Genomic DNA, 22,951 nt, shown 5'->3' with positions numbered 1-22,951 from the left:
CGGCCCCGGGGGAACCCGTCGAAACAAAAACGGCGACGGGCTCCCCTGAGGAAATCCGCCGCCTTCTAGGCGCTCGCGACCTGGTCGAAATGGTCGAAGCCCGCTTCCTGTGCACCGTACGGCGCCAGGTATGGCTCCCAGCGCGGATCACGGAAGCCGGTTCCGAGGATCCGCCAGGCCAGGCCGGTGGGTTGGGATGGGGGGCGCGGCATTCGCCAGCCCAACTCGGCGATGTACCGGTCGCTCTTGACGTGATTGCAGCGACGACACGCCGAGACCACGTTGTCCCACGTGTGTTGCCCGCCCCGGCTGCGCGGGACGACGTGGTCGACGCTGGTGGCGGCGCTTCCGCAGTAGACACAACGCCCTCCGTCGCGAGCGAACAGCGCCCGGCGGGTGAGCGGTACTTGGCCCCGAAAGGGGATGCGGACGAAACGGGTCAGTCTGATCACACTGGGTACGGGAATCTCGGTGGTGGCGCTGTGCAGGATGGTGCCTGTCTCTTCCAGGCACATTGCCTTGTCGTTCAGCACGAGGATCAGTGCGCGGCGAACGGGCACCACGCACAGGGGCTCGTACGACGCGTTGAGGACCAGCGAATGCGGCACGTATGCCTCCCTGTGACGCCGACAGCGCGTGGCTCGCGCCGGGGACGATCGGCCTCCAGTGTCCATGCCGGGATACCCCCCGCGCTACCAGGAATCGACAAGGTCACAGAGCGTTCACCTGCACGAGTGGCCCCGCGTGGCCGAGTGGTGACCGTGCGCACCGATGGGCCCGGACGTCTAGGGTGCGCCCATGACGCGCTCTGTGCAGCCCGCGGAACACGCCCCCTTCGAGACCCCGCGCGCCCCCGCCGCCGCCCGTGCGGACACGGTCGACGTGCTGTTCGGCCGCCCCGTCCCGGATCCCTATCGCGCCCTGGAGGACCCGGACGCGCCGGCCACCCGCGCGTGGTCCGCCGCGCAGGACGAGTGGTTCCACGCCCATGTGGACCATCTGGCCGGACGCGACGCGCTGCGCGCTCGGCTGGCCGAGCTGCTCGCCACCGGCCTGACCGGGCTGCCCTGTTGGCGCGGCGACCGGCACTTCCTGATCCGCCGTGACCCCGGCCGCGAGCACGCGGTGTTGTTCGTGGTCGAGCCGGACGGCGCCGAACGGGCGCTGGTGGATCCGATCGCGATCGACCCGACCGGCACCACCACACTCGACCAGTGGGTGCCCTCGGACGAGGGCGACCGGCTCGCCTACCTGCTCTCCACCGGCGGCGACGAGGAATCCCGCCTGTACGTGCTCGACGTGCGCACCGGCGCCCGGATCGAGGGCCCGATCGAACGGGTGCGCGACACCTCGATCGCCTGGCTCCCGGGCGGCGACGCGTTCTATCTGGTGCGCCGGTTGCCGGCGGAGGAGGTGCCCGCGGGCGAGGAGCAGTACCACCGCCGGGTGTACCTGCACCGGGTGGGCACCGACCCGGTCGCGGACGTCGAGGTGTTCGGCGCGGGTACCGAGCCGGCCACCTACTTCGGTGTCGGGGTCAGTCGGGACGGCCGCTGGCTCACCGTGTCCGCGTCGCTGGGCACCGCGCCGCGCAACGACCTGTGGCTGGCCGACCTGCGCGCGGGTTCGCCGGAGCGGCCGGTGCTGCGGCCGGTGACGGTGGGCCTGGACGCGCTCACCGGTGTGCGGGTGGGCCGGGACGGGCGGTTGTACGTGTTCACCGACCTGGCCGCGCCGCGCGGTCGGCTGTGTGTGGCCGACCCGGCGGCGCCCGGGCCCGAGGGCTGGCGCGATCTGGTCGCGGAGGACCCGGACGCGGTGTTGACCGGCTTCGCGATCCTGGACGGCACGCACGCGCCCACACCGACGCTGCTGGTCACCCGGACCCGGCACGCGGTGGGCGAGTTGACCGTGTGCGACCTGGCCACCGGCGCGGTGCTGGCCCGGCCGGCGACGCCCGGCGGCTCGCCCGGTTCGATCGGCGGTCTGGCCGAGCACCCCGAGGGCGGGCACGAGGCGTGGTTCGGCTGGTCCGACTACACCGCGCCGTCGGCGGTGCTGCGCTACGACGCGCGCACCGGCGCGATCGACACGTGGGCCACCGCACCGGGCACCGCGACGCTGCCGGACGTGCACGTGCGCCAGGAGTGCTACCGGTCGGCGGACGGCACCGAGGTACGGATGTTCGTGATCGCGCCGACCGCCGAGCCGGACCGGCCCCGACCCGCCGTGTTGTACGGCTACGGCGGCTTCGGCATCTCGCTCGGCCCGGCCTACTCGGCGGGCGCGCTCGCCTGGGTGGAGGCCGGTGGCGTGTACGCGATCGCGAATCTGCGCGGCGGCGCCGAAGAGGGCGAGGAGTGGCATCGTGCGGGCATGCGTGGGAACAAGCAACGCGTGTTCGACGATTTCCACGCCGCCGCGGAGCACCTGACCGCCCGGGGCTGGAGCGCGCCCGACCGGCTGGCCGCGTCCGGCGGCTCCAACGGCGGGCTGCTGGTGGGCGCCGCGCTGACCCAGCGGCCGCAGTTGTACGCCGCCGTGGCCTGCTCGATGCCGCTCCTGGACATGGTCCGCTACGAGCGGTTCGGGCTCGGCCGGTTGTGGTCCGACGAGTACGGCAGCGCCGAGGTGGCCGAGGAACTGGACTGGCTGCTCGGCTACTCGCCCTATCACCACGTGCGCGCGGGCGTGCGCTACCCGGCGGTGCTGTTCACCGTGTTCGACGGCGACAGTCGGGTCGACCCGCTGCACGCGCGCAAGATGTGCGCGGCCCTGCAGGACGCGAGCACGAGCGGGCGCCCGGTGTTGCTGCGCGCCGAGGCCGAGGTCGGCCACGCGGCCCGCTCGGTCTCGCGCACGGTCGAACTCACCGTGGACACCCTGTCCTTCCTGGCCGACCGGACCGGTCTTGATCTGAACGCGCGCGCGGACGAAGACGGCAGAGATGGGGGTTCGGTGAGATAACGGTGATCAACGACAGAAGGTACGAACAAGAGGTATCGCACGAGGGCCCTCGGCCTCGTGGCTACTGTGGGGAGCCGATCCCCCCTCGCGGGGGCAGTGTCTCCCGCTCGTCGTCCGAAAGGTCTCGTACGTGTCCGCGCCCGTCCCCGGAATCCTGCTGTCGTACGACGTCGCCGAGAGCGACGGCAAGGTGTCGTCCTGGTTCGACCGGCACGGCGAGTCCCTCGTGGTGACGCCGATCCGGATCCTGGTGATCATCCTGGTGGCGCTGATCCTGCGCGCGGTGACCAGGAAGTTGATCACCCAACTGGTCGGCCGGATGGCCAACAGCGGCACCGACAGCAGCGGGCGGCCGGTGACCGGCTTCCTGTTGAACGCCGAGCGGCGCCGCCAGCGCGCCGAGACGGTCGGCTCGGTGCTGCGCAGCACCGCGTCGTTCGTGATCCTGGGCATCGCCGGGCTGATGGTGCTCGGCGAGTTCAAGGTCAACCTCGCGCCGTTGCTGGCCAGCGCGGGCATCGCCGGCATCGCGCTGGGCTTCGGCGCGCGCAACCTGGTCACCGACTTCCTGTCCGGGATGTTCATGATCCTGGAGGACCAGTACGGCGTGGGCGACCTGGTCGACGCGGGCCCCGCGACCGGCACCGTGGTCGAGGTGGGCCTGCGGATCACCAAGCTGCGCGACGTGGACGGCACCGTCTGGTACATCCGCAACGGCGAGATCAAGCGGATCGGCAACAAGAGCCAGGGCTGGGGCACCGCCAAGGTGGACGTCCAGGTCGGCTATCACGAGGACGTGGACAAGGTGCGCGCGGTGATCGCCTCCACCGCCGAGGCGCTGGCGGAGATCGAGCCGTGGAACGAGCGCGTGTGGGGCTCCGCGAACGTGGTCGGAATGGAGTCGGTGACCGCCGACTCGGTGGTCCTCCAGGTCCAGATCAAGACCATGCCGGGCCAGGAGTTGCCGGTCGCGCGCGAGCTGCGCGGCCGCCTCAAGCGTGCGTTCGACGACGCGGGCATCCGGATCAGCGAGCCGATCGCGAGCGCGACGGGACCCGGCACGGAGGAGGGCCCGGCGCCCGCCCCGGCCGAGCCGGCACCGGTTCCGGTGAACCCGCCGCCGGCCCCGCCGACGCCGCAGGCACCGGGTGCGCCGGGAGGCTCCTGACCCCGGGCCGGACGGCGGGCGCGGGCGGGTGGTCGCCGGGGGCGGCGGGCGCGAACGCATGCTCGCCGGGCCGCACGGCGGGCGCGGACGGATCGCCGTCGGGCCGCACGGCGGACGCGGGTAGTCGCCGGGCCTGCCCACGAACGGGTTACCGCCGGCCCCGTCCTGCGGACCGAACGGGTTGCCCTCGGGCGCGTCCGCGCCGGGTCGCGCGTGCCATCCGCGAGACTGGGCCGGGTGGACTCTCCCCTGTGCCTGGTCACCGGCGCCACCGGCTACCTCGGTGGCCGGCTGGTGCCCGAACTGCTCGCGGCCGGCTACCGCGTCCGCTGTATGGCCCGAACCCCGGCCAAGCTGCGTGACCACCCTTGGGCGGACCGGGTCGAGATCGTCCGCGCCGACGTGCTCGATCGAGCCGCGGTGCGCCGCGCCCTCGACGGCGTGGACGTCGCGTACTACCTGATCCACGCGCTCGGCAGCGGGCCGCGCTTCGCCGACACGGACCGCGAGAGTGCGCGCACCTTCGCCGCCGCGGCCGAGGACGCGGGCGTGGGCCGGTTGGTCTACCTCGGCGGGCTGGGCCCGGCCGCCGGGTCCGCCGCCCGCGACTCCTCGCCGCACCTGCGCTCGCGCGCCGAGGTCGGCGAGATCCTGCTCGCGTCCTCGGTGCCCGCGGCGGTGCTGCGCGCGGCGGTGATCATCGGCTCGGGGTCGGCCTCGTTCGAGATGTTGCGCCATCTCACCGAGCGGCTGCCGGTGATGGTCACCCCACGCTGGGTCACCTCGCGGATCCAGCCGATCGCGGTCCGCGACGTCCTGCACTACCTGGTCGGATGTGCCGAGCTGCCGCCGGAGGTGGACCGCGCCTTCGACATCGGCGGGCCCGACGTGCTGACCTACGAGCGGATGATGCAGCACTACGCGGCGGTGGCGGGCCTGCCCCGGCGGCGCGTGTTGCCGGTACCGATGCTCACACCCTCGTTGTCGAGTCATTGGGTGGGCCTGATCACACCGGTGCCCGGCGCCCTGGCCCGACCGCTGGTGGAGTCGCTGCGCAGCGAGGTGATCTGCCACGAGCACGACATCGCACGCTGGATCCCGGACCCGCCGGGCGGCCCGACCGGTTTCGACCGTGCGCTCGAACTGGCCCTCAAGCGCATCCGCGACGCGGACGTGGCCACCCGCTGGTCCTCGGCGGGCCTGCCCGGTGCGCCGAGCGATCCGCTGCCCACCGACCCGGACTGGTCCGGCGGTTCGCTGTACGAGGACGTCCGCGAGGCGGAGCCGGCCGCCTCCCCGGCGGCCGTGTGGCGGGTGATCGAGGGCATCGGTGGCGACAACGGCTGGCACTCGTGGCCGCTGGCCTGGTCGGTGCGCGGTGCGCTGGACCGGATCGTGGGCGGGGTCGGGCTGCGCCGCGGGCGCCGGGATCCGCACCGCCTGCGGGTCGGCGACTCGCTGGACTTCTGGCGGGTCGAGGAGGTGGTGCCCGGCGAACTGCTCCGGCTGCGCGCGGAGATGCGGCTGCCGGGACTGGCCTGGCTGGAGTTCACCGTCGGTACCCGGGACGGCCGCACGCGCTATCGCCAGCGTGCGCTGTTCCACCCCCGGGGCCTGCTCGGGCACCTGTACTGGTGGGCGGTGTTCCCCTTCCACGGCATCGTCTTCGGAGGCATGCGCCGAGGCATCGCCCGGGCCGCGGAACGATCGGGCTGAGCCTGCCCGGCCCGCCGGGCCATCTGGGAGGATGGAACGGTGACCGAGATGCGAGAGCCGGAACCGAGTCTCTACGAAGCCGTGGGCGGCGAGGAGACGTTCGTCAAGCTCGTGCACCGCTTCTACCAGGGCGTGCGCGAGGATCCGCTGCTGCGCCCGATGTATCCGGAGGAGGACCTCGACGGTGCCGAGGACCGGCTGCGGATGTTCCTGGTGCAGTACTGGGGCGGTCCACGCACCTACAGCGACCAGCGCGGGCATCCGCGGTTGCGGATGCGGCACGCGCCGTTCGCGGTGACCGAGGAGGCCCGGGACGCGTGGCTGCGGCACATGCGGGCGGCGGTGGACGACATCGCGCTGCCGGCCGAGCAGGAGAACACCCTGTGGGACTACCTGGTCTACGCCGCACAGTCGATGGTGAACCGACTGGACTGACGGGCCGACGGCCGCATCCGCGATGCGACGGAGGCTGCCGCCGGCACGTGGTCGGTGGCACGACGCGATCTTCCACCGAATCCACGTGCGCGGCTTCGCGGACGGCGAACCCGGTGCGGCCGGCGCCGGTCGGCGCGTTGTCGCTCGCCTCCGGCCCGGTGGGTCCGGGCGACGGCGATCAGCTCGTGCCGCCGCCGGACACGGCCGTGTGGTGGTCGGACGGGGACTGATCGGGTTCGGACGCACGCACCGGGTGCCGGTACAGCACGCTGGGCCACCACATCACCCGGCCCACGTCCAGGGTGAGCGCGGTGACCAGGATCGAGCGGACCACGATGCTGTCCAGGAGCACGCCGAGCGCGACCGCGAAGCCGATCTCGGCGAACGTGACCACCGGCAGCGTGCCCAGGACGCCGAACGTGCTCGCCAGCACCAGGCCCGCCGAGGTGATCACACCGCCGGTGGCGCGCAGCCCGATCAACGCCCCCGGCCGCGCACCGTGCCGGGCGCTCTCCTCACGCACCCGGGTCATCAGGAAGATGTTGTAGTCGATCCCGAGCGCGACCAGGAAGACGAACACGAACAGCGGCAGCGACGTGTCGGCGCCGGCGAAGCCGAAGACGTACTCGAAGACCAGCGCACTGGCACCGAGCGCCGCGGCGAAGGACAACACGACGGTGGCCACCAGGATCACCGGCGCGGCCACCGCGCGCAGCAGCAGCGCCAGGATCACCAGGACGGCCAGGAGCACGAGCGGGATGATCCACTTGTCGTCGTGCCGCTGGGCCCGGGCGATGTCGATGTTCACCGCGGTGGTACCGCCGACCTTGGCCGCCGCGTCCGGTACGGCGTGTGCCACGTCGCGCAGCCGCTCGACCGTGCGTTGCGCCGCGGTGCTGTCCGCGCCGTCCTTGAGCGTGGCGTCGATCTCCACCAGCCCGTTCCGGGCCCGGACCTGGTGTGCGGGCAGCACGCCCGGGTCGGTGGACAGCGCCGCGACCACGGCGCCGGCCGCCGGTTCGCGAGCGATCACCACGACCGGGGCGCCGGAGCCCTGCGGGAAGTAGCGGGCCGCGACCGCGGCGCCCTTGATCGACTCCGGGCGCCCGATGAAGGTGTCCTTGTTGCTGAGCCCGTCGGCCTTGAGCGCGAACAGGCCGAGCGAGAGGGCGGCCAGCGCGAGGCTCGTGCCGATCCACACGATCCGCGGCCGGCGGGCGATCCCGTTGCCCATCCGGGCCCACATGCCGGTGGCGGCCGGGTCGGCGGTGCCGTACCCGGGCCGGACCGGCCAGAAGACCCATCGACCGCAGATCACCAGCAGGGCGGGCAACAGCGTGACCATCGCGACCAGGCCGACCAGGATGCCCAGCGCGCACACCGGGCCGAGCCCCGAGGTGGAGTTCATCCGCGCGGCCAGCAGGCACAACATGCCCACGCCGACGGTCGCGGCGCTGGCGAGCAGCGCGGGTCCGGCGCGCAGCAGCGCGTGCGCCATCGCCTCGTGCCGGTCCTGGTAGCGGCGCAACTCCTCGCGATAGCGCGCGACCAGGAGCAGCGCGTAGTCGGTGCCCGCCCCGAAGATCAACACGGTCAGGATGGCCGCGCTCCGGGCGTTGACCACGACCACGTCGTGCTTGGCGAACAGGTAGACGAAGGCCTGCGCGCCGAACAGCGCCGCCACCACGGTGAGCACCGGCAGCAACCACAGGGTGGGGCTGCGATAGGTGAGCAGGAGCAGCACGATCACCACGGCGAGCGCGCTGTACAGCAGTACGCCGTCGATGCCCTCGAACGCCTTGCCCTGGTCCGCGCCGATCCCGGCCGGGCCGGTCACGTAGGCGCGCAACCCCGGCGGTGACCCCTCGGTGATCGTGTCCACGTCGTCGACGACGTCGATGAACTCGCTCCAGCCGACCTTCGGGTCCATCTCGATCGGCGCCAGCACCTGGGCCGCCCGGCCGCCGGGCTCGAACGTCGGGTCCGCGATCGGCCCGACGACGCCCGGGGTGTGCCGGATCCGCTCGGTCTGCGCCAGGATCGCGGCGCGGTCCGGCTCGCTCAGCCCCGCGGCGCGCTCGTAGACGACAACCGCGGTGACCGTGTCGACGTCCTGGAGCCGACTCTGCAACTTGATCACCTTGGTCGACTCGGCCGCCCCCGGCAGCCACGCGGACGCCTCGTTGCGCTCGACGTCCGGCAGCTTGCCGGCGAGCGGGAACGCGCCGACCAGCAGCGCCACCCACACGATCAGCACAACCCACTTGGATCGCCGCCCACAGGGCCAAGTGGCCATCGCCTTGACGCGCTCCATGGTCCGGTCCCCTCGCCACGAACAACGCTCGTCACACAACGCCGGTATGTGTCTCCCGAGACAAAGATCGACACACCACGTCGCCGAACATGACGGAGCGTCAAGGAAACCTGACGAGGCATCAGGAGGCGTCGGTGCGACGTCGGTTCGGCCCGAACAGCGGTCTCGGCCGGCCACAGGCGTCGGCCCTCGGGGCATGTCGGTCGACGCGCGGGCCGGGGCGGGTGCCTCGGGCGTGTCGAGGGCCCCGGACCGGACCGGGGCTTCAGCGGGTGAAGAGGATGCCCGGGGCGCCTTCCCGGCGGACGGAGACCGAGCCGAAGCGGGCCTCCAGGCGCAACCAGGTGCCGCAGGCGAGGATCTCCACCCGTGCCTCGGGGTCGGGTGGGCCCAGGAAGCCGAACGACTGGGCGGCGTGCGCGGCGCGCAGCGGGAGTCGTCCGGTCATCGGTCGGGTCCAGATGTCGGCGGCGATTCGGTCGAGTTCGGCGCGCGGCAGGCCGGGCTCGGCGCGGGATCGGAACTCCGCGACACCGGCGGCCACTTCGCGGGCCAGGTCGAGCACGGCGAGCTCGGCGACCCGCTCCCAGCCGGTGCGCGGGGGGAGCAGGCCGGCCCACCCGGGACCGGTCACCGACGGCGGCAGGGTAACGCTCGCGTCGTCGGTGATCGCGTCCAGGAGTTGCCCCGCGGACACGGTCGCGTCCACGGTCGCGGGCCCGGCCAACTCGCTCGCGCGCAGCGTGATCACGCCCGACGCGGCCTCGCCGAACGGCGGGTGGCCGAACGTACCGAGCACCGAGCCCTCGGCCCGCACCCGCACCACCGCGCGGCGGTCGTAGCGCAACAGTCGGCTCAGATAGCCGCCCAGGTCCGCGGCGGCGGCGGGATCGGCGAAGCGCAACACGGTCATGGGCGGACCGGCCGCCCCTCGGGCTCGTCCCGCGGCTCGACGAAGCGCTCCAGATAGGCCCGCTCCTCCGCATTCAGTCGCCGGGGGCGCTGCTCGTCGAGCGAATAGGGCACCAGCACCGACAGCGCCGTCGCGTACACCTGCTCGTCGTCCTTGACCTCGTAGGCGAGCGTGAACCGGGCGGCGCCGATGTGGGTCACCCACGTCTCCACCCGCACCGGCTCGGCACGCCACACCAGCGGTCGTTTGTAGTCGATCTCGTGCCGGGCGATCACCACACCCTCGGAGAGCGTCTTGGCCCCCTCGCGTTGTCCGAGGGTGAACATCATGTCCACGCGCGCCTCCTCCAGGTAGCGGAGGTACTGCACATTGTTGATGTGCCGGTAGGCGTCCATGTCGGACCACCGAAGCGTCGCCTGGTAGATGTGCCTGGCCACGTGCCCAGTCCTCTTCTCTGTTCCCGTGTCGATGCGTCCCGAGTGCCCGAGCGTGCCGGCCGGAGGACGCCGGTGGCCTGCCGTATGCGGGCATACGACAGGCCACCGGTTACGCCGTGCCGACCGGGTGGGTCAGTTGCGCTTGAGCTTCTTGTACGTCGCGCGGTGCGGCCGGGCCGCCTCGGCGCCCAGGCGCTCGATCTTGTTCTTCTCGTACGACTCGAAGTTGCCCTCGAACCAGAACCACTTCGAGTCACCCTCGTAGGCGAGGATGTGCGTGGTCACCCGGTCCAGGAACCAGCGGTCGTGCGAGACGACCACGGCGCAGCCCGGGAACTCCAGGAGCGCGTTCTCCAGGCTGGACAAGGTCTCGACGTCGAGGTCGTTGGTCGGTTCGTCGAGCAGCAGCAGGTTGCCGCCCTGCTTGAGCGTCAACGCCAGGTTGAGGCGGTTGCGCTCTCCGCCGGAGAGCACCCCGGTGGGCTTCTGCTGGTCCGGGCCCTTGAACCCGAACGCGCTGACGTAGGCCCGGGACGGCACCTCGACGTTGCCGACCTTGATGTAGTCCAGGCCGTCGGAGACGACCTCCCACAAGTTCTTCTTCGGGTCCAGGCCGCCGCGCGACTGGTCGACGTAGGAGACCTTGACGGTCTCGCCGACCTTGATGTTGCCCGCGTCCGGCGTCTCGGCGTCGATCAGCATCTTGAACAGCGTGGTCTTGCCCGCGCCGTTCGGACCGATGATGCCCACGATGCCGTTGCGCGGCAGCGTGAAGGACAGGTCGTCGATCAGCAGCTTCTCGTCGAAGCCCTTGCTGAGGTGGTCCACCTCGACCACGACGTTGCCCAGGCGCGGACCCGGCGGGATCTGGATCTCCTCGAAGTCCAGCTTCCGCATCTTGTCCGCCTCGGCGGCCATCTCCTCGTAGCGGGCCAGGCGCGCCTTGCTCTTGACCTGGCGGCCCTTCGCGTTGGAGCGGACCCACTCGAGCTCGTCCTTGAGCCGCTTCTGCCGCTTGGCGTCCTTCTGCCCTTCGACCTTGAGGCGGGTGGCCTTGGTGTCCAGGTAGGTGGAGTAGTTGCCCTCGTAGGGGTGCAGCCGACCGCGGTCGACCTCACAGATCCACTGGGCGACGTTGTTCAGGAAGTACCGGTCGTGGGTGACCGCGACGACGGTGCCGGCGTACTTCTCCAGGTGCTGTTCCAGCCACTGGACGCTCTCCGCGTCGAGGTGGTTGGTCGGCTCGTCCAGGAGGAGCAGGTCGGGCGCTTCGAGGAGCAGCTTGCACAGCGCCACGCGGCGCTTCTCGCCACCGGAGAGGTTCACGATCGGCCAGTCGCCGGGCGGGCAGCCCAGTGCGTCCATGGCCTGTTCGAGCTGCGAGTCGAGCTCCCAGGCGTTCGCGTGGTCGAGCTGGTCCTGCAGCTCGCCCATCTCGGCCATCAGCTCGTCGGTGTAGTTGGTCGCCATCTCCTCGGCGATGGCGTTGAACCGGTCCAGCTTGCCCTTGATCTCCTTGACGCCGTCCTCGACGTTCTCCAGAACGGTCTTGGACTCGTCCAGCGGAGGCTCTTGCAGCAGGATGCCGACGGTGTAGCCGGGGGACAGAAACGCGTCGCCGTTGGACGGCTGTTCCAGCCCGGCCATGATCTTCAGAACGGTCGACTTACCCGCGCCGTTCGGGCCGACGACGCCGATCTTGGCTCCCGGCAGGAAGCTGAGCGTCACGTCGTCGAGGATCACCTTGTCGCCGTGCGCTTTACGCGCCTTGCGCATGGTGTAGATGTACTCAGCCATGCGTCCAAGCCTATGGTCTGCCGGGCAGTGCCCGTGCATGGGTGCCCGCAGGGCGCGCGATCGTCGGCGCCGGGTCGCGGGATTTCGGCGCCGGGCCGCGCGATCGTCGGCCGCGGGGCTCCTCGGCCGGGCAGGCGGGCCACTCGTCCTCGAACGCCGGACCGGCCCGCGACGGTGGTGCCGGGGGACGACGTCGGGCCCCGACGCGCCGGCTGCGCGTCGGGGCCCGACGGTTATCGGTGTGCTTCGATCAGCGGCGCCCGAATCAGGCGGCGGCGCCGTCCGAGCCGTTGTTGCGGCGGCGCATGTAGAACACCAGTCCGCCACCCGCGAGCAGGAGCGCACCGGCGCCGCCCAGGATCGCGGGGGTGTTGCTGCTGTCGCTACCGGTGGCGGCCAGGTCCGGACCCTTCGGGTTCACCGGAGCCGGCGTCCCGCCGGTGCTGCCGCCCGAGGTACCACCGGTGACACCTTCGGTGGCGCCGGCGGTCTTGCAGTCGAGCGTGCCGGTGAACTCCTTGGCGGTCTTGCCGTCGGGGCCCACGATGGTGATCTTGTAGGCCTGGTCTTCGGCGACCTTGACGACCTGGTCGACCGACTTGCCGGCCTCGACGGTGGTTTCCTTGCCGTCGAGCTTGAACTTGTACGACTCGTCACCGGTGTTCTTGACGGTGACCTTCACGCCGCCGTCGACACAGTCCTTGGTGGCGTTGATCTCCGGGAGCGGGCCCTTGCCGGGGTTGCCCCACTTGGCGATCGCCTTGTCGGAGGTCTGCACCTTCTGCTTGTCCGCGACGATCAGGAGCTGGCTGGTCGACCCGTCCTTGTTGACGCCCTGGAAGACCCGACCCGCCTGCACGGTCGACTCACCGGAGACCTGGAAGGTCTGGCTGCCCGCCTTGGTGGCCTTGGAGGCGTTCACGTAGAGCTTGTCGCCGTTGCCGACCTTGTCGACCGGCTTGCCGTCGGCGTCCACCAGGGTCGCCTTGGCGTCGGCGTCGCCCTCGAGCAGCTTGGCGTTGATCGACTTGCCCTCGGCGTTGGTCTTGACCTCGAACGGGCCGATGCCGGGCTTGTCGTTGATCTTGCCGGCCTTCTCGCCCGGGGTCACCGAGAGCGAGACGGGAGGCTCGGTGACGTCGCCCTTGTTGGCGTCGCCGACCAGGTACTTGTAGAGCTTGACGATGTCGCCGTCGTTCTTCTTGCTCTCGTCCAGCTTCTGGCCGTCGGTGAAGTGCCAGATGGCGACCTGCGTGGCGGCGGCGGCCTCGCCCTCGGTCAGCTCAGGAGCGCCGACCTTCGCGCGAACGGCCCCCAGGTCCACCGTCGGGAACGAGTTCAGGAGCACCCACTTGACCTTGGCCTTGTCGGCCTTGGTGCCGAAGGAAGTCTCCTTCCAGCCCGACTCGTCGTACTTCGCCTCGTCACGAACGAGCGTGTGGAAGTCGATGCAGTAGGTGCGCAGGATCTTGCCGTCGACCTCGAGCTTCAGGATCGAGGCGCGCTGCGACTTGTCCTTGCCCTGCAGGAAGATGTCCGCACCGACATCGCCGCCCTTGTAGACGCCCTTGGCGCCTTCCGCACTGGCCGCACCCGCGAAACCGATCACGCCGGCCGCCGCCAAGCCGCCGGCAATGATCATGGCCGACAAGCGGGTGGCCGTCCGTCCCGGTGTACGGAACATGTGGTGGTCCCCTCGAAAATGTATGCCGACTCGCGCGGCGCATGGTTCCCCCGAGCGGGGCGCGAGTAAAGAACCGTTGAATGGTATGAGGAGTCGGGCCACCTCTCGCGACCCGGGGTACTCATTTGTTTCACGTTCTTTACCTCGGGAGAAGATCCACGTCGAGGATGTCAATTCGCATATCGGGAAGTCGACAAGTCTTCGACGGATATAGCCGCCTATGGGGTGCGTCAAGCCGCTTAGACGCTGATCAGGGCCATCTCATCCGCTATTGATTTGTCAGTGTTCACAACCGACCGAATCGGTCTTTTTCGTGATCAACGCCTCGTCTCGGGCGCTATTCGCCCCCATGATCCGGCTTTTTCCACCCTCCCACCCCATCGGTTGAGGGACATGCGACGGTTGGTCTGATTTGACGCGGATCGCACCCGCTCCGAGTCGTCACAATTCTGTTCCAGATTCGTTCCCGAAACCGCCTTGAATTATCTCCGCCATCAACAATGAATGGCTTTCCCGAACACGCGATCACACGCCGCGGCAATTCACGCGGCCTCCTCCGCGCCGACGGATCCGGGATCGGACCCGATCGCGAGGGTGCCCTGCTCCGCCGCCGAACCCGCCGCGACGCCGTCCGCCACCACCGACAGACGCGCGGGCCGACCCACCCGCCGAAACTCCGCGACCCCGCGGGCGAGGTCGTGTCCCACCGAGGACGCGTCGATCTCGGTGACCGTCCACCATCGCCCCTCGCGCTCCCACTCGCGCACCCGCAGCCGACCCGTGACCACCAGTGGGTCGCCCTTGTCGATCGAACTCGTCACGTTCTCCGCCAGGCCCCGAAAGCACACGATGGTGTAGAACGACGCGTCCCCCGACACCCACGTCCCCGTCTCCCGATCGAAGCGCCGGGGCGACACCGCCATCCGGAAGCGGGCCAGGGGCACGCCCGCCTGGGTCATCTGGACCCGGACATCGCTGGCGGCATTGCCGATCACCGTCACGTACGTGTCCACGCTTGCCTCCTGTGTCGCCGCGGGTCACGGCGTGCCCCGCGACATCGCCGTCCGCCCTCGACGATCCGGCACCGGGCGGTCGACCGGCGGCGGGCCGGGAGGGGCTGTGGACAACTCGGCCCCTGTGCACGACACCACGTCACCCACGTGAGGGACGCCCCGGCCGCCCGTCGCCCACGTGGGTGACACCGCCCCCGCCACGCCTCCCGCCCCGCCCCGCCCCTCCCCTCACCCCCGCCGCATCGGCTCCCGAGCCGTCACGAAATACCCGTGCGCCTCCCGATACCGCGCCAACTCCCCCTCCACCGGCCCGACCAACAACCGATCCGCCACCTCCCCGACCCGCGACCGCAACGCCGCCGCCACCTCCGCCGTCCGCCGGTCCGCCGCCGTCCGCGCCACCCGGCGCGCGCACCACACTCCCGCCACCACCAGCACGAGCCCCGCCACCACCACCCACCACGAGGCCGGCATCCCGAACCCACGCGCCGCCGGCCCCCCGGCCCGGGCCGAGCCCGCACCGACCACCCCGGCCGCCACCGCGAGCACCCCGACCCACTGCGCGCCCACCGCGACCCGCACGCCGAGCGCCGGCGGAGCGGCCTCCGGCCCGGCCCCCGTCAGCACCGCGGGCAACTCGTCCGGCAACCTCCGCAACCCCTCGGCCGACACTCGGTGCACGCCACCCACCCACTGCGCGGGCAACCCCCGCGTCCACCTCGCCCCCGCCCGCCGGATCACCCGCTCGGCCCGATGCATCTGTACCGGCGCGGGCCGCGTCGCCGGCCGCCGCACCCGACGACCCGACAGCGGCCCGCGCGGCACCCGCTGCCCCTCCCCGGCGGCCGCCGCGAGAACCGCCACCCCGGCCGCGTCGCACAACCCGTCCACGAGCGCGTCGCGGTCCTCGGCGGTGAACCCGTCCACGTCCGGCGCCACACCCGCGAAATACGGCTCGAGGCGTTCGGTCAACGCGTCCAGATCCGCGGCCAGCCGGGTCACCGACGCCTCGCCGGGTCCGGCCGCGGCCACCACCACCCGGCGCAGTTCGGCGATCCCGATCCCGGTCTCCGGCGACGTCGCCAGCACCCGCACCTCGGCGAGCCCGTCGGCCGCCAACAGCGCCCGCACGTCGGTCAGGCAGGCAGCGAGGTCCCCGGCCGGCAGCCGGTCCGCGTGGTTGAGCACCACCGTCATGCCGGGCCCGTGATGCCGCAACGGCCGCAGGTAGCGCTCGTGCACGATCGCGTCGGCGTACTTCTGCGGATCGAGCACCCACACGATGTGATCCGCGACCGCCACGACCGCGTCCACCTCGGCCCGGTGCGCGAGGTCGATCGAGTCGTGATCGGGCAGGTCGAGCAGCACCAGGCCGGCCGGCATCCCGCCGCCTCGGCGCGCGTCCAACGAACCGTGCCGGGCCACCCGGTGCGCCGGTTCGATGCCGAGCAGGTCCAGCAACGGCGCCGCGCCCTCGGGATCCCACGCGCACGCCAGCGTGGTCCGGGTGGTCGGCCGTTCAGCGCCGGTGTCCGCCAGCCGCAACCCGGTGAGCACGTTGAACAACGACGACTTGCCGGCGCCGGTGGCGCCGGCGAGCGCGACCACGGTGTGCCACGTGGCCGTGCCCAACCTGGTCTCGGCATGCCCGAGCAGGTCCTCGATCAAGGCGAGATCGGTGCCGGGCAGCCGATCCCGGGCCAGCGCCGCGGTGCGATCGAGCGCGGCCAGCCGAGCCATCAGCCGCCCCGCCTCCTCGGTCCCACTCGCGTGCCGGGCCCGACGCACGGCGAACCGATCGACATCCTGCCCACCGGCGGTCACCCCGGCCTCCGCTCGGAACCGGGTCGCACCCCGACCCGCCTCTCGCGGCGGCGCACCCGAGCCGGCCCGCCGCACCGCGTACGACCCGGCTTCCGCGCGAGACCGGTACGCGGCCCCTGCTCGCGCTCGGGCCGCGCCCCGCCGCCCCTCACGCGCTCCTCCGCACCACGTCGAGCGCCTCGATCAACCCCGCGTCGGCCCGGGCGGGCAGGAGCGCCACTGCCGCCACCCGCCGCGCGCGCTCACCGTCCAGCGCCTCCGCGACGACGGCGCGCAGCGCACGATGGAGATCGGTGATCAGCCGCGCGGCCGGCTCGGATCCGATCCGGACGCCGAGCCGCCCCGCCGCGTCGCGGCCGATGCCGGGCCCGAGTTCGGCGCCACCGACCGCGGCGATCAGCGCGAGGGGCTCGGCCCGGTCCGGCCACGCGAGCGGCCCGGGCCCGGGCCGACGGATCCCGCCGCGCGGCAGACACCCCGCCGACCGCTCGGCGCCCCGCGCGAAGGCGTCCGCCACCAGCGCGTCCAGGCTCTCCAGTACCGCCCGCGCGGCCCCCGCCTCGTCCCCCTCGTACCAGCGTCCCGCCGCCGAGCCGCGCAACAACGACCCGTCGTCGAGCGCCCGCAGCGCCCATCGCGAGGTCGCCGCGTACGCCCGATCCACGCACTCGCGCGCCCGCCCGGCCGCCTCGTACTGTCGCCCCACCGCCTGCGCGAGCGGCGGCACCCGCCGATCCAGGCTGTGCAACAGCCCGCCCAGGGTGCGCCGGACCACCGCGGCCCGCGCGTCCGGATCCGCGCCGCGCTCGGCGAGCCACGTGCGGATCGGCACCACATTGCGCTCGGGCAACCCGGCCCCCGGCTCGGTCTCCACGATCGGGTACAGCGGCACATCGCCCAATCCGGCGTGCCGCAACAATCGGACGTAGTCGGGCCGGACCCGGTCGAGTACCTCCGCCGGCACCCGGTTCAACACGATCGCCAGACGGGTGTTGCGATCGCGCGCGAGCCGGAGCAGGTGCCACGGCGCGGCGTCGGCGTAGCGCGACGCGGTGGTGACGAAGATCCACAGGTCGGCGGCGCCGAGCAGGCGAACCGCGATCCGCCGGTTGTCGGCGGAGACCGAGTCGATGTCGGGCGCGTCCAGCAGGGCCATCCCGGGCGGTACCCGCTCGTCCAGCTTCAGGTCGATCCCGGGCTCCGCGGCGAACCAGTGCCGGTCCCCCGACCGACACACCAGGACCGGCACCCGGGTGGTCGGCCGGAGCGAGCCGGCCACCGTGATCTCGCGCCCGACCAAGGCGTTCACCAGGGTGGACCGACCCGCGCCGGTGGACCCGCCGACCACCGCGAGCAGCGGCGCGCGCGGCACCGCGAGCCGGGGCAGCACGTAGTCGCCGAGTTGGTCGATCAACTCGCGACGGGCCGACCGCGCCTGCACGGCGCCGGGCAGGTCGAGCGGGAAGCACGTCGCCACGACCTTGTCCCGCAGGTCGGCGAGGGCTGCGGACAGGGTGTCGCTTCCCATGATCACCACGGGCGACCAGTGCCCGAATTGTCCGCATTCCCAACGTGCCGTCGCGGTTACAACGCGACGGTCACTCCGTCGGCGGAGGACCGCTGCGCCGCCTCGATCGTCTCCAGGACGGACACCGCCTCCTCGATCGCCACCGGCGGCGCGCCCTCGCCCCGCACCGCGCGCGCGAACGCGGCGTAGTAGTCCTGGTAGGCACCCGGCTCGGTCTCCACCGGCACGGTGTCCCCGGGCGTACCGAGCCTTCCCCACGCCGACGGTGGCTCAGTCCCCCACCCGGGCGTACCGACCTCCGCCCCGGCGCGCAGCAGTTCCTCCTGCGGGTCCATCCCGAACTTCACATACGACGCCTTCGAACCGAGCACCCGAAAGCGCGGTCCGAGGTCGGCCGCCGCCGCGCTCATCCACAGGTGCGACCGCACCCCGCTCGCGTGGGTGAGCGCCACGAACGAGTCGTCGTCCACGAGCGCCCCGGCCCGCCGGGCGGACAACTCGGCGTACACGTGGGTGGGTCGCCCGAACAGCGTCACCGCCTGGTCGATCAGGTGGGTCCCGAGGTCGTACAGGATCCCGCCCAGCGCCGCCGGATCGGCCTGCTCCTTCCACCCCGAGGTCCGCACCTGCGGTCGCCACCGCTCGAACCGCGACTCGAAGCGGTACACCTCACCGAGCCGCCCCTCCTCGACCAACCGCCGCACGGTCCGGAAGTCGCCGTCGAACCGACGGTTCTGGTACACCCCCAGCACCCGCTCGCAGCGCGCCGCCGTCGCGGCCAGCGCCCGCCCCTCGGCGGCGGTCCCCGCGAACGGCTTGTCCACCACCACGTGCAGCCCGGCCTCCAGCGCGCGCTCCGCCAGCGGTACGTGGAAGCGGTTCGGCACAGTGATCACCACGAGGTCGAAGTCACCCGCGCGAGCGAACATCTCGTCGGTCGTCCCGATCAGCTCGGCCTGCGGATGCCGCTCGTGCGCCGTCGCCCGGCGCTCCGGATTCCCGGTCACCACGGCGGCCAGTTCCAGCCCCTCCGTGGCCTCGATGACCGGTGCGTGGAAGGCCGAGCCCCCTACGCCGTAGCCGACAAGTACAGTCCTTGTGGGACCCACTGCGCCTCCCTCTGCCCGATTCGGCCCTTCTCTGATCACATTCTGGCCGCCAACTGCGTCTGATCAGGTAACGGTGACCGCCGGAACGTCGGTGAGGCATGCACACGGCCCTATTCTGTTGTGCCGCGACCGGATCCAGTGCAAGATCCTGATTCGCCCACGCCCTCGTAGCTCAGTGGACAGAGCAGGTGCCTTCTAAGCACTTGGTCGCAGGTTCGAGTCCTGCCGGGGGCACAGTCACGCCGCCGTCCGCCGCCCGCACCCCCGGGCGGCGTCCGCGCAGGTCAGCGCCTTGGTGGGGAACGTCGTGCGGCGCCGAGCGGCTTCGGCGCCGGCCGTCGGCGGGCCGATGGTGTCCGACCGTCACCGTGCTTGCGCGAGCGGTGACAGAACGCGTGCGACGACCGGAACCCGCGCGCCGATATGACCTCTTCACGCTCTTTGTGCGGCGTGGACCGCCGGCCGAAAACACACCGGCCCCGGCGCGTGCGCGATCCGGCCCGACGGGCCGCCCGTGCGTTCAGGCGGCCGGACCGTTCTGGCTCAGGGCGAAGGCGGTGGCCTGGAGCGCGATGGCGGCGAGGGACAACGGCAGGGTGATCGTCACGCGACGGCCGCCGCGGCGGCGGGGACGGCGGACCAGGGCGATCAGGGCCGTCACGAAGCTGAGCGCGAACAGGCCGAAGACCCAGGGAAGTCGGGTGCCGTACCAGTCGCGGCACGTCTGGTTGGCGCAGGATTCGGTGGCGCCGCCGAAGCCGATCAGGACGAACAGATCGACCATCGCGACCACGACGAAAAGGAACAGGCCGACGACGAACGCCGCCGCGCGGGCGAAGCCTTCGCCATTGCTGCCCGGGGTGGGAGGCGTGTAGGTCATGCGGATCACGCTAGGCGGCGGGTCCGACGCGAACATCCGTACAACTACTCACTTCCGCCCTTCACCCGCCCGGACGGCACCCGCCGCGCATCGGACATATCGAACGCATCGGACACACCGGACCTCTCGAACACGGCGAACACGGCGAACACGGCGAACGCACCGGGCACAGCCGCCCCGACCGCCCGTCTCGGCCCGGCTTCCCCTACAACACCACCACCAGCGGCGTCCCGGTCCGGGGGTGCGTCCGGATGTCCGTCTCGATCCGGTACACCCGCTCGATCGTCGGTGCCGTCAGCACCTGCGCCGGCGTGCCGGTCGCCACCTCCCGGCCGTTGGCCAACAGGCAGATCCGGTCGCAGAACATCGCCGCCAGGTTGAGGTCGTGCAGGGCGACCAGCACGCTCACGCCCAGCCGACGGACCAACCGCAGCAGTGCGAGCTGGTGGTGGATGTCGAGGTGGTTGGTCGGCTCGTCCAATACCAGCAGGCCCGGCTGCTGTACCAACGCCCGTGCCACCAGCGCCCGCTGCCGCTCACCGCCGGACAGCAGCGCGAACGCGCGCTCGGTCAGGTCGGCGAGTTCCAGCAGCTCCACCGCCGCCGCCACGATCGCCCGGTCGGTCGCGTCGTCCGGGTCGAGCAGGCCCTTGTGCGCGGAGCGGCCCATCGCGACCACGTCCCGCACGGTCAGCGGAAAGTCGGTGGGCATGTCCTGGAGTACGGTGCCGATCCGGCGTGCGGCCCAGCGCGCCGAGTGCGTCCACACGTCCTCGCCGTCCAGGAGTACCCGGCCCGAGGTCGGCCGGTTCACCCGGTACACGCTGCGCAGCAGGGTCGACTTGCCGCTGCCGTTGGGGCCGAGCAGACCGACCACCTCGCCGGGCTCGACGGTCAGCGACACCGCGTCGACCAGGGGCCGGCCGTTGATCGCGAAGGTGACGTCGTCCAGGACCAGGCGTGCCGCGGGCCCGGTCATCGTGCGCCCGCTTCCCGGCGCGCGTCCCGGCGCAGCAGCCAGACGAAGAACGGGCCGCCGACCAGCGAGGTCACGATGCCCACCGGCAACTCCTGCGGCGCGAGCACCGTACGCGCCACCAGGTCGGCGCAGATCGCGAACACCGCGCCGAGCAGCGCGGCCACCGGCAGCGCGCGCCGATGATCCGCGCCGACCAGCAATCGCACCACGTGCGGCAACATCAGGCCGACGAAGCCGATCACGCCGCTGACCGCGACGACGACCCCGGTGAGCACCGCCGCGAGCAGGAACATGCCCTGCCGAAAGCGCTGGACGTCCAGGCCGAGCGCGGCCGCGCTCTCCTCGCCGGCCAGGAGCAGGTTGAGGTTGCGCGCCTGGAGCAGCAGCACCACCAGGCCGATCGCGAGCGCGAGGGCGGGGACGAGCAGCAGGGTCCAGCGGGCCGAGCCGAAGCCGCCCAGCGTCCAGAACAGCACCTGGGCGGCGAGTTGCGGATCCGGTGAGGTCAGCACGAGCAGGCTGGTCAGCGAGGACAACACGGCGCTGACCGCGACGCCGGCCAGGACCAGTCGCACGGCGGTGACCCGGCCGCCGGAGCGGGCCACCGAGAAGACCACGAGCAGGGTGATCAGTCCGCCGGTGAACGCGGCCGCGTTCAGGGTGAGCGCGCCCAGCGAAAGGCCGCCGATCGACGCGACGCCCCAGCGCATCACCAGGACCGCTCCGGTGGCCGCGCCGGAGGAGACGCCGAGCACGTCCGGACCGGCCAGCGGGTTGCGCACGATCGCCTGGATCACCATGCCCACCACGGCCAGCGTCGCGCCGACGACGGCGGCGAGCAGCACCCTGGGCAACCGGGTGTCGGCGATGATCAGGTCGTGTGCGCGGCTCCACGACGGCCGCACCCACGCGTCTCCGCCGACGCGATGCGCGAGGATGCGCCACGTCTCCGACCAGGGCACCGACACCGACCCCACCAGCAGCCCCGCCGCGGCCGCCGCGAACAGCGCGACGAGGAGGCCGCCGACCACCAGCGGAAGGCGGACCCGGCCGCCCGGGACGACCGCCGCACGGCCGACCGGTGGTGTCGGCGGGCCCTCGCCGCGCAGGACCGCGACCCGTACCGCCACCGGGTCCCGATCGACCGTCACGGCCGGTCGGGGTGCAGTTGCCTGGCGAGTTCCTCGACCGCGTCCACCGAGCGCGGCCCGGGCTGCGCTACGGACAGCGAGATCACCGGGAAGGCGTTCGCGCGCAGCGCCGGTACGTCGGCGAGTACCGGAGTGGCCTTGAGGGTGGCGATCTTGGCGTCGACCGGCGGCGTCACGTAGTCGTAGATCAGCACCACGTCCGGCTTGCGTTCGGCCACCTGCTCCCAGGAGACCTTGGTCCAGCGCTCGTTCAGGTCGGCGAACACGTTGGTGCCACCGGCACGGGTGATGATCTCGTTGAGCATCGAGTTGCCGCCGGTGGTCTGCGCGGCGTCGGCGCCCGAGTTGTACACGAACACCTTGACCGGCGCGGCGCCGGCGAGCCGCGCGGTGACCGCGTCGAGCCGCTGCCGGAACGCGGCGGCGGAGCGCTCGGCGCGCTCGGGCACGCCGAAGATGCCGCCGATGGAGCGGAGTTCGCCGTAGAGCTGATCGAAGGTGACCGGCGCCTTGGCGCAGCCCTCGGGGTTGAGGTGGGTCTTGATGTTCAACTCGCCGAGCCGCGCCCGGGTGTGGCCGGACGACTCGGAGAAGCCGTCCGGGTAGCCCGAGTAGACGAAGTCGGGGGTGGCTTCGAGGAGTTTCTCCAGCGAGGGTTGCGCGTCGGCGAGCACCGGGATCCGCGCGTACGGCTCCTTGTACTTGTCGCCGATGGTCCGGCCCTTGAGGTAGGCGGTGCCCACCATCCGGTCGGCCAGGCCCAGTTCGAGCATCAGCTCGGTCGCGTTGGAGGTCAGCGTCGCGGCGCGCTGCGGCGGCCGGTCGTAGCTCGTGGTCACACCGCAGTTGTCGGTGTCCGCGTACGGCTTGTAGGCGGCGGGTGCGGGAGCGGCGGCCTTGTCGTCCCGCACGGCGCCGCCGCACGCGGTCGCGAACAGCGCGAGGGCGGCCACCGCCGCGGCCCACGAATATCGGTGTGCCGCCGGCATCCGCCCGGGTATCTGCGTACGCATCGTCGAAGCTCTCCCTTGCGAGT

Annotated in this window: 18 protein-coding genes and 1 tRNA gene; 5 read left to right on the top strand and 14 right to left on the bottom strand. The window is 71.9% G+C overall.

Annotated features, from left to right (window positions below; all coding sequences use genetic code 11):
* Positions 1 to 65 precede the first annotated feature (65 nt).
* Complete coding sequence (locus tag ACIRL2_RS23050) at positions 66 to 608, bottom strand: HNH endonuclease (RefSeq protein ID WP_126642612.1); 543 nt, start codon at positions 606 to 608, stop codon at positions 66 to 68.
* A gap of 190 nt (positions 609 to 798) precedes the next feature.
* Here ACIRL2_RS23050 and ACIRL2_RS23045 point away from each other — a divergent pair, with 190 nt between their 5' ends.
* The 4 genes from ACIRL2_RS23045 to ACIRL2_RS23030 all read left to right on the top strand — a co-directional run bounded on the left by ACIRL2_RS23045 (position 799) and on the right by ACIRL2_RS23030 (position 6,286).
* Complete coding sequence (locus ACIRL2_RS23045; protein WP_402234257.1) at positions 799 to 2,967, top strand: prolyl oligopeptidase family protein; 2,169 nt, start codon at positions 799 to 801, stop codon at positions 2,965 to 2,967.
* Between the two features lie 130 nt (positions 2,968 to 3,097).
* Complete coding sequence (locus ACIRL2_RS23040; protein ID WP_395862999.1) at positions 3,098 to 4,135, top strand: mechanosensitive ion channel family protein; 1,038 nt, start codon at positions 3,098 to 3,100, stop codon at positions 4,133 to 4,135.
* A 237-nt stretch (positions 4,136 to 4,372) separates the two neighbouring features.
* Positions 4,373 to 5,851, top strand: a complete 1,479-nt coding sequence (locus ACIRL2_RS23035) for an SDR family oxidoreductase (RefSeq protein ID WP_395863001.1) — start codon at positions 4,373 to 4,375, stop codon at positions 5,849 to 5,851.
* Positions 5,852 to 5,899: 48 nt separating this feature from the next.
* Positions 5,900 to 6,286 carry a globin gene (locus tag ACIRL2_RS23030; RefSeq protein ID WP_395863471.1) on the top strand — a complete coding sequence of 129 codons (387 nt, stop codon included), beginning with the start codon at positions 5,900 to 5,902 and terminating at the stop codon, positions 6,284 to 6,286.
* Positions 6,287 to 6,464: 178 nt separating this feature from the next.
* Here ACIRL2_RS23030 and ACIRL2_RS23025 read toward each other — a convergent pair whose 3' ends face one another.
* From ACIRL2_RS23025 to ACIRL2_RS22985, 9 genes are all read right to left on the bottom strand, one after another.
* The gene (locus ACIRL2_RS23025) at positions 6,465 to 8,600 is read right to left on the bottom strand and encodes an MMPL family transporter (protein ID WP_395863003.1); all 2,136 of its coding nucleotides are present in this window, start codon (positions 8,598 to 8,600) and stop codon (positions 6,465 to 6,467) included.
* A 265-nt stretch (positions 8,601 to 8,865) separates the two neighbouring features.
* Positions 8,866 to 9,513, bottom strand: coding sequence for a hypothetical protein (locus ACIRL2_RS23020; RefSeq protein WP_395863005.1), 648 nt, complete (start codon positions 9,511 to 9,513; stop codon positions 8,866 to 8,868).
* Positions 9,510 to 9,950, bottom strand: a complete 441-nt coding sequence (locus ACIRL2_RS23015; protein ID WP_395863007.1) for an acyl-CoA thioesterase — start codon at positions 9,948 to 9,950, stop codon at positions 9,510 to 9,512. Before ACIRL2_RS23015 ends, ACIRL2_RS23020 begins: the two co-directional genes overlap by 4 nt.
* Positions 9,951 to 10,082: 132 nt before the next feature.
* On the bottom strand, positions 10,083 to 11,747 hold the full coding sequence (gene ettA, locus ACIRL2_RS23010; RefSeq protein ID WP_395863009.1) for an energy-dependent translational throttle protein EttA: 1,665 nt from the start codon (positions 11,745 to 11,747) through the stop codon (positions 10,083 to 10,085).
* Between the two features lie 265 nt (positions 11,748 to 12,012).
* A complete protein-coding gene (locus ACIRL2_RS23005) occupies positions 12,013 to 13,389 on the bottom strand; it encodes a Cys-Gln thioester bond-forming surface protein (RefSeq protein WP_395863011.1) in 1,377 nt (458 codons plus the stop codon).
* Positions 13,390 to 13,973: 584 nt separating this feature from the next.
* Positions 13,974 to 14,444 (bottom strand): single-stranded DNA-binding protein, encoded by a 471-nt coding sequence (locus tag ACIRL2_RS23000; protein ID WP_395863013.1) that lies wholly within the window; start codon positions 14,442 to 14,444, stop codon positions 13,974 to 13,976.
* 228 nt (positions 14,445 to 14,672) lie between these two features.
* Positions 14,673 to 16,268 carry a GTPase gene (locus ACIRL2_RS22995; protein WP_402234253.1) on the bottom strand — a complete coding sequence of 532 codons (1,596 nt, stop codon included), beginning with the start codon at positions 16,266 to 16,268 and terminating at the stop codon, positions 14,673 to 14,675.
* Between the two features lie 148 nt (positions 16,269 to 16,416).
* Positions 16,417 to 17,796, bottom strand: coding sequence for an ATP-binding protein (locus ACIRL2_RS22990; RefSeq protein WP_402234251.1), 1,380 nt, complete (start codon positions 17,794 to 17,796; stop codon positions 16,417 to 16,419).
* Between the two features lie 56 nt (positions 17,797 to 17,852).
* Positions 17,853 to 18,905 carry a Gfo/Idh/MocA family oxidoreductase gene (locus ACIRL2_RS22985; protein ID WP_402234250.1) on the bottom strand — a complete coding sequence of 351 codons (1,053 nt, stop codon included), beginning with the start codon at positions 18,903 to 18,905 and terminating at the stop codon, positions 17,853 to 17,855.
* Positions 18,906 to 19,066: 161 nt separating this feature from the next.
* On the opposite strand from ACIRL2_RS22985, the gene ACIRL2_RS22980 reads away from it, so the two are divergent.
* Positions 19,067 to 19,139: transfer RNA gene (locus tag ACIRL2_RS22980), tRNA-Arg, on the top strand.
* Positions 19,140 to 19,425: 286 nt separating this feature from the next.
* Here the strand turns inward: ACIRL2_RS22980 and ACIRL2_RS22975 are convergent.
* The 4 genes from ACIRL2_RS22975 to ACIRL2_RS22960 all read right to left on the bottom strand — a co-directional run bounded on the left by ACIRL2_RS22975 (position 19,426) and on the right by ACIRL2_RS22960 (position 22,928).
* The gene (locus tag ACIRL2_RS22975; RefSeq protein WP_395863062.1) at positions 19,426 to 19,785 is read right to left on the bottom strand and encodes a hypothetical protein; all 360 of its coding nucleotides are present in this window, start codon (positions 19,783 to 19,785) and stop codon (positions 19,426 to 19,428) included.
* Between the two features lie 205 nt (positions 19,786 to 19,990).
* Complete coding sequence (locus ACIRL2_RS22970; protein WP_402234248.1) at positions 19,991 to 20,764, bottom strand: ABC transporter ATP-binding protein; 774 nt, start codon at positions 20,762 to 20,764, stop codon at positions 19,991 to 19,993.
* Entirely contained in the window at positions 20,761 to 21,915 is a 1,155-nt protein-coding gene (locus ACIRL2_RS22965; RefSeq protein WP_402234246.1) for a FecCD family ABC transporter permease, read from the bottom strand. The genes ACIRL2_RS22970 and ACIRL2_RS22965 overlap by 4 nt, the downstream gene beginning before the upstream one ends.
* Positions 21,912 to 22,928 carry an ABC transporter substrate-binding protein gene (locus ACIRL2_RS22960; RefSeq protein ID WP_395863068.1) on the bottom strand — a complete coding sequence of 339 codons (1,017 nt, stop codon included), beginning with the start codon at positions 22,926 to 22,928 and terminating at the stop codon, positions 21,912 to 21,914. Before ACIRL2_RS22960 ends, ACIRL2_RS22965 begins: the two co-directional genes overlap by 4 nt.
* Positions 22,929 to 22,951 lie beyond the last annotated feature (23 nt).

Origin of the sequence: Embleya sp. NPDC127516 (genome assembly GCF_044765325.1) — a bacterium.
Lineage (GTDB): Bacteria > Actinomycetota > Actinomycetes > Streptomycetales > Streptomycetaceae > Embleya.
This window is presented reverse-complemented; position numbering and strand designations above follow the sequence as displayed.

Coding starts and splice junctions, on each gene's coding strand:
- ACIRL2_RS22990 (WP_402234251.1), bottom strand. CDS start 17,796: ATGGGAAGCGACACCCTGTCCGCAGCCCTCGCCGACCTGCGGGACAAG.
- ACIRL2_RS23030 (WP_395863471.1), top strand. CDS start 5,900: ATGCGAGAGCCGGAACCGAGTCTCTACGAAGCCGTGGGCGGCGAGGAG.
- ACIRL2_RS23005 (WP_395863011.1), bottom strand. CDS start 13,389: ATGATCATTGCCGGCGGCTTGGCGGCGGCCGGCGTGATCGGTTTCGCG.
- ACIRL2_RS22970 (WP_402234248.1), bottom strand. CDS start 20,764: ATGACCGGGCCCGCGGCACGCCTGGTCCTGGACGACGTCACCTTCGCG.
- ACIRL2_RS23045 (WP_402234257.1), top strand. CDS start 799: ATGACGCGCTCTGTGCAGCCCGCGGAACACGCCCCCTTCGAGACCCCG.
- ACIRL2_RS23020 (WP_395863005.1), bottom strand. CDS start 9,513: ATGACCGTGTTGCGCTTCGCCGATCCCGCCGCCGCCGCGGACCTGGGC.
- ACIRL2_RS22960 (WP_395863068.1), bottom strand. CDS start 22,928: ATGCGTACGCAGATACCCGGGCGGATGCCGGCGGCACACCGATATTCG.
- ettA (WP_395863009.1), bottom strand. CDS start 11,747: ATGGCTGAGTACATCTACACCATGCGCAAGGCGCGTAAAGCGCACGGC.
- ACIRL2_RS22975 (WP_395863062.1), bottom strand. CDS start 19,785: ATGACCTACACGCCTCCCACCCCGGGCAGCAATGGCGAAGGCTTCGCC.
- ACIRL2_RS23025 (WP_395863003.1), bottom strand. CDS start 8,600: ATGGAGCGCGTCAAGGCGATGGCCACTTGGCCCTGTGGGCGGCGATCC.